The sequence below is a fragment of the Amycolatopsis rifamycinica genome (genome assembly GCF_000695625.1).
GTDB classification, from domain to species: Bacteria; Actinomycetota; Actinomycetes; order Mycobacteriales; family Pseudonocardiaceae; genus Amycolatopsis; species Amycolatopsis rifamycinica.
The window spans coordinates 46,511-54,672 of sequence record NZ_JMQI01000067.1 but is presented as its reverse complement, the minus strand read 5'-3'; the positions used below and the strand labels follow the sequence as shown (position 1 = coordinate 54,672).

General features: G+C 74.7%; 6 protein-coding genes. 2 read left to right on the top strand and 4 right to left on the bottom strand.

Annotated elements, in window-relative coordinates; all coding sequences use genetic code 11:
• Window positions 1-20: 20 nt before the first annotated feature.
• The 3 genes from DV20_RS32715 to DV20_RS32705 form a co-directional block, all read right to left on the bottom strand.
• The gene (locus tag DV20_RS32715; protein WP_084093786.1) at window positions 21-767 is read right to left on the bottom strand and encodes an SDR family NAD(P)-dependent oxidoreductase; all 747 of its coding nucleotides are present in this window, start codon (window positions 765-767) and stop codon (window positions 21-23) included.
• Window positions 768-859: 92 nt separating this feature from the next.
• Window positions 860-1,753: a LysR family transcriptional regulator gene (locus tag DV20_RS32710; protein ID WP_043786977.1), complete on the bottom strand. Its 894-nt coding sequence runs from the start codon at window positions 1,751-1,753 to the stop codon at window positions 860-862.
• Window positions 1,753-3,006, bottom strand: a complete 1,254-nt coding sequence (locus DV20_RS32705; protein WP_043786969.1) for a cytochrome P450 — start codon at window positions 3,004-3,006, stop codon at window positions 1,753-1,755. The genes DV20_RS32710 and DV20_RS32705 overlap by 1 nt, the downstream gene beginning before the upstream one ends.
• Window positions 3,007-3,052: 46 nt before the next feature.
• On the opposite strand from DV20_RS32705, the gene DV20_RS32700 reads away from it, so the two are divergent.
• Together DV20_RS32700 and DV20_RS32695 are read left to right on the top strand one after the other, a co-directional pair.
• Complete coding sequence (locus DV20_RS32700) at window positions 3,053-3,781, top strand: alpha/beta fold hydrolase (RefSeq protein ID WP_043786968.1); 729 nt, start codon at window positions 3,053-3,055, stop codon at window positions 3,779-3,781.
• A gap of 240 nt (window positions 3,782-4,021) precedes the next feature.
• Window positions 4,022-7,270 (top strand): tetratricopeptide repeat protein, encoded by a 3,249-nt coding sequence (locus DV20_RS32695; RefSeq protein ID WP_043786966.1) that lies wholly within the window; start codon window positions 4,022-4,024, stop codon window positions 7,268-7,270.
• Window positions 7,271-7,358: 88 nt separating this feature from the next.
• Here the strand turns inward: DV20_RS32695 and DV20_RS32690 are convergent, their stop codons facing one another.
• Window positions 7,359-8,141, bottom strand: coding sequence for a methyltransferase (locus DV20_RS32690; protein WP_043786964.1), 783 nt, complete (start codon window positions 8,139-8,141; stop codon window positions 7,359-7,361).
• Window positions 8,142-8,162 lie beyond the last annotated feature (21 nt).

Here is an 8,162-nt window from a genome sequence, read left to right as displayed (position 1 = left end):
TGACGCCGTCCCGCCGGGACTCACACCGCCGCGCGGCCGCCGTCCACCGGGAGCACCACGCCGTGGACGAAGCTCGCGTCGCCCGCGACGAGGAACGCGATCGCCGCCGCGATCTCCTCCGGGGTCCCCACCCGGCCCGCCGGGCCCGCGGCCGCCAGCTCGTCCAGGCCGTCGCCGAAGGCGGCCGTGCCTTCGGTGCGGGTCGGGCCGGGGCTGACCGCGTTGACCCGCACCCCGGACGGCCCGAACTCCGCCGCCCACGCCTTCGTCATCAGCTCGACCGCCGCCTTCGACGCGCCGTAGACGGCCATGCCCGCCATGCCGTTCTTCGCGACGATCGTCGACACGTTCACGATCGCGCCGCGCCCGCGCGCCGCCATCTCCGGCGCCAGCTCGGCGACGAGGAAGAACGGCACCTTCACGTTCGTCGTGAACACGGTGTCGAAGTCCGCCTCGGCGAAGTCCGCGGTCGGCCCGGTGGGGAAGATCCCGGCGTTGTTGACCAGGACGTCGATCGGCCCGCCCAGCTCCCGCGCGCGGGCCGCGAGCTCCCGCGCCGAGGCGGCGTCCTTCAGGTCCGCCGCGACGAAGTCGGCCTTCCCGCCCGCCGCGCGGATGGTCTCGACGGCCTCGGCGCCGCGCCCGGCGTCCCGGCCGGACAGCACCACGTGGGCGCCGAGCCCGGCCAGCGTGATCGCCGTCGCCCGGCCGATCCCGCTCGTCCCGCCGGTCACCAGTGCCGTCGACCCGGACAGTTCTGCAGTCATCGTTCAGCTCCTCCGAAACCCGGGTGTTTCCCGGTCGCAGGGTTCAAGCGAGACCACCCGCACCAGACTTCCGGGGGAGCGTTCGGCCCTCCTTATACCTCCGATCCGTTCCGCCGATGGTCTTCCAGCGCGGCGACGAACTCGGCGACGTCCCGCCGCCGCGACGTCGCCGGCCACACCGCCCAGGTCCGCCGGACGATCGGGTTCCCGGCCAGCGGCACCCACCGGACGGTGTCCGGCAGCGGGTACGGCCACTCGGGCGGCGCGAAGGCGTAGGCCCCGCCCGCGCTGACCGCCGGGATCTTGAGCTCGACGATCAGCCGCTGTTCCTCCGGGACCTCGGGGCCGACGTCGAGGCCGTGGCTGCGCAGGATCGCCGCGAGCTCGTCGTACCAGGCCGGGCTGCCCGCGCGCGGGAAGGCGAACCACTCCAGGCCGGCCAGGTCCTCGAGCCGGACCGGCGAACCCAGCTTCTCCGCGAGGTCCGCGGCCAGCAGGACGCCGACGTCCTCGGTCACCACGAGCACCGCGTCCAGGTCGGGCCCGGCCGGGCGCTCGCGGACCAGCCCCACGTCGAGCTCGCCGGCCCGCAGCGCGGCCACCTGGGCCACCGACGAGAGGTGCCGGGCCTGCACCCGCGTGTCCGGCAGCCGCGCGAGCGCCGCGGGCAGCAGGTCCGGTGGCAGTTCCAGGGGGACGCCGACGCGCAGGACGCCACCGCCGGCCGCCGTGTGCCGGGCCATCGCGGCGAGCGCTTGGTCGTGGCGCGCCAGCACGGCGCGGGCCTCGCCGAGCAGCGTCGTCCCGGCGTCGGTGACCTGCACGCCGGTGCTCGTGCGCACCAGCAGCCGGACGCCGAGCCGGCGTTCCAGTGCCGTGATCGTCTGGGACAGCGCCGGCTGGCTCAGGTGCAGCTGCCGCGCCGCCTTCGACATCGCGCCCGCCTCGACGACCGCGACGAACGCCCGCAGCTCCCGGATCTCCATCAGCGCCCCCACCGGATCGGCAGCGACTTGAGGCCGTTCTGGAAGTTCGACCGCAGCCGCACGGGCTCGCCGGCGAGCTCCACGAAGCCGAGCAGGTCGAGCACCGCGTCGAACATCGCCCGCAGCTGCACCCGCGCGAGGTGGGCGCCGAGGCAGAAGTGCGGGCCGTGGCCGAAGGTCAGGTGGTCGTTCGGCGTGCGGCCGATGTCGAAGGTGTCCGGATCGGGGAACACCGCGGGGTCACGGTTGGCCGAGGAGAACCAGACCACGACCTTGTCGCCGGCGGCGATGTCCACATCGGACAACCGGATGTCGGAAACCGCCGTGCGCCGGAAGTGCATGACCGGCGTCCACCACCGCAGCATCTCTTCGACCGCCGAGGGCAGCAGCGACCGGTCGTCCAGAAGCCGCCGGTACTGCCCGGGGTGGGAGAGCAGCGCGAGCAGCCCACCGGGCAGGCCGTTGCGGAGGGTTTCGTTGCCCGCCACGGAAAACAGCCAGAACAGGTTCTCGAACTCGGCGAGCGAGACGCGCCCGCCGTCGTCACCGACGTGCCGCATCAGGTTGCTCATCACGTCGTCGCCCGGATGCTCGCGCTTGTACTCGCCGAGCGCGTTCGCGTACGCGTAGAGGTCCGGCATGCCCGCGCGGGTCCGGGGATCCGGCATCGACCCGTCCGGCCCCGGCGACGGGCGGACGGCGAGGGCGGCCCGGGCGAGGTCGCTCACCTCGGAACCGGAGACGGTCGAGCTCACCGCGTACTCGGCGTCCTGGTAGCCGATCACCCGGTTGCTCCAGTCGTACATCAGCCGCCGGTCCTCCTCCGGCACCCCGAACACCCCGGCCAGGGTGCGCAACGGCAGGTCGGCGGCCACCTGCGCGAAGTCGCACTCGCCCCGATCGGCGACCGCCGTGACGAGCTCCCGCGCCCAGCTTTCGATCTGCGAAGCCAGCTTCGCGATCGCGCGCGGGGTGAACGCCTTCGTCAGCAGCCCGCGCAGCCTGCCGTGCTCCGGCGGGTCCATGTTGAGCATCATCCGGCGCACGTAGGCGAGGTCGGCCGCGTCGCGGATCTGGGTTCCGCCGAGGTGCGAGGAGAACACTCCCGGGTCGCGCAGCACCCGCCGCACCTCGGCGTGGCCCAGCACGGCCCAGAAGTCGTCGACGCGCACCACCGGGCCGGCGCGCCGCAGCCGCGCCAGCTCGTCGTACGGGACGCCTCTTACGTAGGTGTCCGGATCGGTGATCGCCACGGGCCGACCCTAGCCGCGCCCACCGACAGTTTGGGAAGCTGCGCGGATGGACACGCTCAACATGCGCACCGGCGGCAAGGGCGACCCGGCCGTCCTCCTCCTGCACGGCCTCGGCGCGACCGGCGCCGTCTGGGCCCACTTCTCCGTCCTGCTGGACCGGCGCGTCCTCGTGCCCGACCTGCCCGGGCACGGCCCGTCCGCGCCGCTGCCGCACTACAGCTTCGCCACGCTCACCGAGGCGGTCGCCCGGGCGTTGCCGGACGGCGGGCCGCTGATCGTTGCGGGCCACTCGCTGGGCGGCGTGCTCGCGCTGGAGCTGGCGTCCGACCGCTACGACGTCGAGGTCGCCGGCGTGCTGGCCCTGGGCGTGAAGGTCGAGTGGAGCCAGGACGACCTGAACCGCGCGGCCTCCTTCGCGGCCAAGCCGCCCCGGGTGTTCGCCACGCGTGAGGACGCCGAGCAGGCCTACCTGAAGGTGTCCGGGCTGCTCGGGATCGCCCCGACCGACCCGGCCGGGCTTCGCGAGACCGAGGGAGGTTGGCGCCTCGCGATGGACCCGGCCGCGTTCGGCCTCGGTGCGCCGGACATGCCGGCCCTGCTGGCCGGGGCGCGCTGCCCGGTGGTGCTCGCCGCCGGCGAGAACGACCCGATGAGCCGTCCGGAGCAGCTGCGGGCGCTCGACCCCGACGCCGTCACGCTCGCCGGCCTCGGGCACAACGCCCACGTCGAGGACCCGGCGGCGGTGCGGGCCCTGCTCAAGCGCTTCGGCGTGTGAAGGTCCGGGTGCAGCCGTCGTACCCCAGGCGACGGCTGCTCCGCGAACCCCTCGCCACCACCGGACCCGAGAAAGCCTAGGAAAGCGCGGTGGACGAGCGCCTGTACCGCCGCCTCCCGCCGCCGTCACGGTCCGTACCTGCGGAAACGGTTATCTTCGCCGATCGGTGGTACATCTCGGGCGGCACGATCGTGATGCTGGAGAGGTACGTTCCGCTCGAGGACGCAGGAGAGGACGCCTGTGGACGAAGGCCCGTCGTTCGCCGGATGGCTGCGGGACCGGCGTGTGCTCGCCGGCCTCACCCAGGCCGAGCTCGCCGAGCGGGCTGGGCTAAGCCTGCGCGCGGTGCGCAACGCCGAGCGCGGCAGCGTCCGGCGGCCCCGGCCGGAGACGGCCCGCAAGCTGCGGGAAGTGCTCGCCGAAGCGCCGCCGGAGCCCGTGCGGCTCGGCGTCCTGGGCCCGCTGACGGTGACGCGGGGCACCGAAGCCGTGGAGATCGGCGCGGAGAAGCAGCGCCTGCTGCTGGCGCTGCTGGCCCTGCAGCCGAACCGGACGGTCCGGCGCGAGGACCTCGTCGACGTCATCTGGGACGAGCCGCCGCCGTCGTGCCTGGAGCTGCTCCACACCTACGTCGCGCGGCTGCGCCGGGCGCTGCGGCCCGCCGACCTCATCGCCACGGACAAGGGCGGCTACCGCCTCGTGGCCGGCGAGGACGAGCTCGACCTGCTGCGGTTCGAGGCCCTCCTCGCGCGCAACGCCCTCGAAGAGGCCCTCGACCTCTGGCGCGGCCGGGCGCTCGCCGACGTCGAACGGCTGCGCCAGCACCCCGCCCGGCTCGCGCTGGCGATGCGGCGCGCCAAGGCCGTGCTGGCCTACGCCGAAGTCGCCGAGCCCGAGGACGCGGCCGTCCGGCTGCGGGCGCTGACCGCGGAGGAGCCGCTGAACGAGTCCGCGCACGCCAAGCTGATGCTGGCGCTCGCCGCGTCCGGGCGCCAAGCCGCCGCGCTCGACGTCTTCGACGAGGTGCGCCGCCGGCTCGACGCCGAACTCGGCCTGGCACCCGGCCCCGAGCTGCGGGCCGCCCAGCGGCAGGTGCTGCGGCAGGACTTCGCCGCGCCGGAGCCGCCGGCCCGGGTGCCGGCGCAGCTGCCCGCCGACGTCCCCGGCTTCCGCGGCCGCGCCGCCCAGCTGGCCGAGCTGGACGCGCTGCTGCACCGCGGCGAAGGCGACACCGCGGCGCGCATCGCCGTCCTCTCCGGCACCGGCGGCGTCGGCAAGACCGCGCTGGCCGTGCACTGGGCGCGGCGCTCGCCCGCGGAGTTCCCGGACGGCCAGCTCTACCTCGACCTGCACGGCTACGGCACGGTCCGGCCGGTGGACCCGGGCGACGCGCTGTCGGGCTTCTTGCGCGCCCTCGGCGTCCCCGGCACGGACATCCCCGCCGAGCCGGACGAGCGCGCCGCGAAGTTCCGCACCGCGCTCACCGGGCGGCGGATGCTGCTGGTGCTGGACAACGCGAACTCGGTCGGGCAGGTCCGCCCGCTGCTGCCCGGCTCGCCGACCTGCCTGGTCCTGGTGACCAGCCGGGACGCGCTGCCCGGGCTGGTCGCCCGCCACGGTGCCCGCCGCGTGCTCGTCGACCTGCTCACCGAGGCCGAGGCCCGCGACCTGCTGCGGGCGCTGCTCGGCTCGCGCGTCGACGACGAACCCGAGGCCACCGCGGCGCTGATCGGGTACGCGGCCCAGCTGCCGCTGGCCCTGCGGCTGGTCGCGGAGCTGGCGCTGAGCCGGCCGGGGGAGCGGCTGGCCGCGCTCGCGGCCGAGCTGGCGGACGAACGGCGGCGGCTCGACCTGCTCGACGGCGGCGGTGACCCGCTGACCGCGGTCCGCGCGGTGTTCTCCTGGTCCTACCGCAACCTCGCGTCCGACGCGGCCCGCGTGTTCCGGCTCTGCGGCCTGCACCCGGGCCGCGACCTGACGCCGCCCGCGCTGGCCGCGCTGGCCGGCGTCCCCCTGCCGGAGGCGGAACGGCTGGCCGGGGCCCTGGTGCGGGCCCACCTGGTGCAGCAGACCAGCGAGGACCGCGTCCAGCTGCACGACCTGCTGAACGTCTACGCCGCCGAGCTGGCGGCCGGTGACCCCGGCGAGAGCCGGGAGGCCCAGCAGCGGCTGTTCGACTTCTACGTCTCCTCGGCCGCGCAGGCCATGGACGTCGTCCTGCCGCAGGAACGGCACCTGCGGCCGCGCGTCCCGGACCCCGAAGTCAAGGTGCTCGACGCGCAGGCGTGGCTGGAGGCCGAGCGCCGCAACCTCCTCGCCGTCGCCGCGCACGCGACCCGGCACGGCTGGCCCGACCACCTGCGGCTGCTGTCCGGGATCCTGTGGCACTACCTCGACGTCGGCGGCTACCACGAGGAAGCGCTGGTGCTGCACACGCACGCGTCGGCGCTGGCGCACGACGCCGGCGACCGGGCGGCCGAGGCCGAGCCGCTCGTCCTGATCGCGCTGGGCCACTGGCGGGTCGGCCGGTCGCCGGAAGCGCTGCGGTACCTGGAGGAGGCGCTCGTCCTGGCCCGCGAGACCGGCGACCGGCGCACCGAAATCCATGCGGTCAACACCCTCGGCCTCGTGTGCCGCGCACTGGGCCGGTTCGCCGACGCGATCCGCTACTCGACGGAGGCACTGGCACTGGCCCGGAAGACCGGCGACCGAACCAGCGAAGGCCTGGTCCTGGTGGTACTCGGCTGTTCCTGCCGCGGCATCGGCCGGTACGGCGAAGCGATCGGCTACTTCGAAGAGGCGCTCGCACTGGCGCGCGACATCGCCGACCGCACGAGCGAGGGCTACGCGCTGGTCAACCTGGGCGACGCGCTGTCGGCGCTGGGCCGGCACGACGAAGCGGTCCGGGCCCTGGAAGAGGGGCTGGAACACTTGCGCGCGATGGGCGTCCGGGTGAGCGAGGGGTACGCCCTGGGCATCCTCGGCGACGTCGAACACGCGCGCGGCCGGTACGCCGAAGCCGCGGCGCACCTGCAGCGGGCGCTGGAGATCGCGCAGGAGACGGGAAGCCCGCCCAACCGCAGTGTCGCGCTGAAGCACCTGGGCGACGTGCGGCTGGCGCAGGGGCGGCACGCGGAAGCGGCCCAGCACCTCGAAGAGGCGCTGAGCCTGGCCCGGGAATGCGGCGACCGCGGCGTGGAATCCCGCGTGCTCAACAGCTTGGGCAGCCTCTCCGCCGCGCGCGGCGCCACCTCGGACGCGCTGCGGTACCACCGCGAAGCCCTGGCCGTGGCGAAGGAAACGGGCTGCCGTCCGGAACAGGGCCGGGCCCACTGCGGGCTCGGTGAAGTCCACTATGGACTCGGTGACCCGGAGACGGCGCGCTCGCAGTGGGAGCGCGCGTTGTCCTGCTACGCCGGGGAACGCGTGCCCGGCGCGATCCGGGTCCGCAACCACCTGGCGGCTTTGGCGGAGCGCGTCGCGGGCTGAGCGGGTTCGCGGGCGGCCAGGTCGGTTTCCAGCCGCTGCCGGTCCCGGTCGACGACGTCGGTGCTGCCCGCGAGCCGCGGCCGCGGGATCACGGCCTGCTCCCGGTGGCCTTGAAGAAGGCGTAGTGGAAGGTGCCGTCTTCGCGGGTCGTCCGGTGCAGGTCCGCGATCCCCCGGTCCCAGCGGTCCTGCGTGATCAGCCCACGGGCGACGGCGGTTTCGCCGACCCCTTCGACCATCGCGGTGAAGGTGTCGCGGGTGAACCCGGCGACCAGATCGGGCCGCGACGCGTCGGCGTAGACCGTGCGCGGTGCCACGCTGACCTCGGCGAACCCGGCGCCGGTCAGCAGCGGGTGGAGGCGCCGCCCGATGAGCGCGTCACCGCCGGCGTCGGCCTGCAGCCGGACCAGGCAGTCGATCGCGGCCTGGGCGGCCTCGCCGCGCGGGTGGAAGAACGCCGACCCGTGGTCGCCCTCGATGACCGTGATCGTGCCGCCCGGCCGCAAGAGGGTCTTCAGGTGCGCGAGGGCTTTCTCCGGCTCCGGCAGGTGTTCCAGGACGAAGCAGACGAAGACGTGGTCGTACTCGCCGTCGAGGTCGAACAGGTCGGCCTGCCGGAAGTCGACGCCGCTCACCCGCTCCCGCGCCTGGGCGAGGGACGCGCTTTCGACGTCGACGGCCGTCAGGTGCGCGCCCGGGCTGCGGGCCACGAGGTGGACGGTCTGGGCGCCGACGCCGCAGCCGGCCTCGAGCACGCGGCTCCCGGCGGGGTAGGCGGTCCCGGCGTGCAGGAGTTCGGCGAGGGTGTCGGCCTGGTCGCCGAGGCGGCGGGCTTCGGGTTCGGTGTACCCGTGCACGTAAGCGGTGTCCATGGGTTCAGCGTGCGGCCACAA

Excerpts from the sequence above, each read along its gene's own strand:
- DV20_RS32715 (WP_084093786.1), bottom strand. The coding sequence starts at position 767 with ATGACTGCAGAACTGTCCGGGTCGACGGCACTGGTGACCGGCGGGACG.
- DV20_RS32700 (WP_043786968.1), top strand. The coding sequence starts at position 3,053 with ATGGACACGCTCAACATGCGCACCGGCGGCAAGGGCGACCCGGCCGTC.
- DV20_RS32690 (WP_043786964.1), bottom strand. The coding sequence starts at position 8,141 with ATGGACACCGCTTACGTGCACGGGTACACCGAACCCGAAGCCCGCCGC.
- DV20_RS32710 (WP_043786977.1), bottom strand. The coding sequence starts at position 1,753 with ATGGAGATCCGGGAGCTGCGGGCGTTCGTCGCGGTCGTCGAGGCGGGC.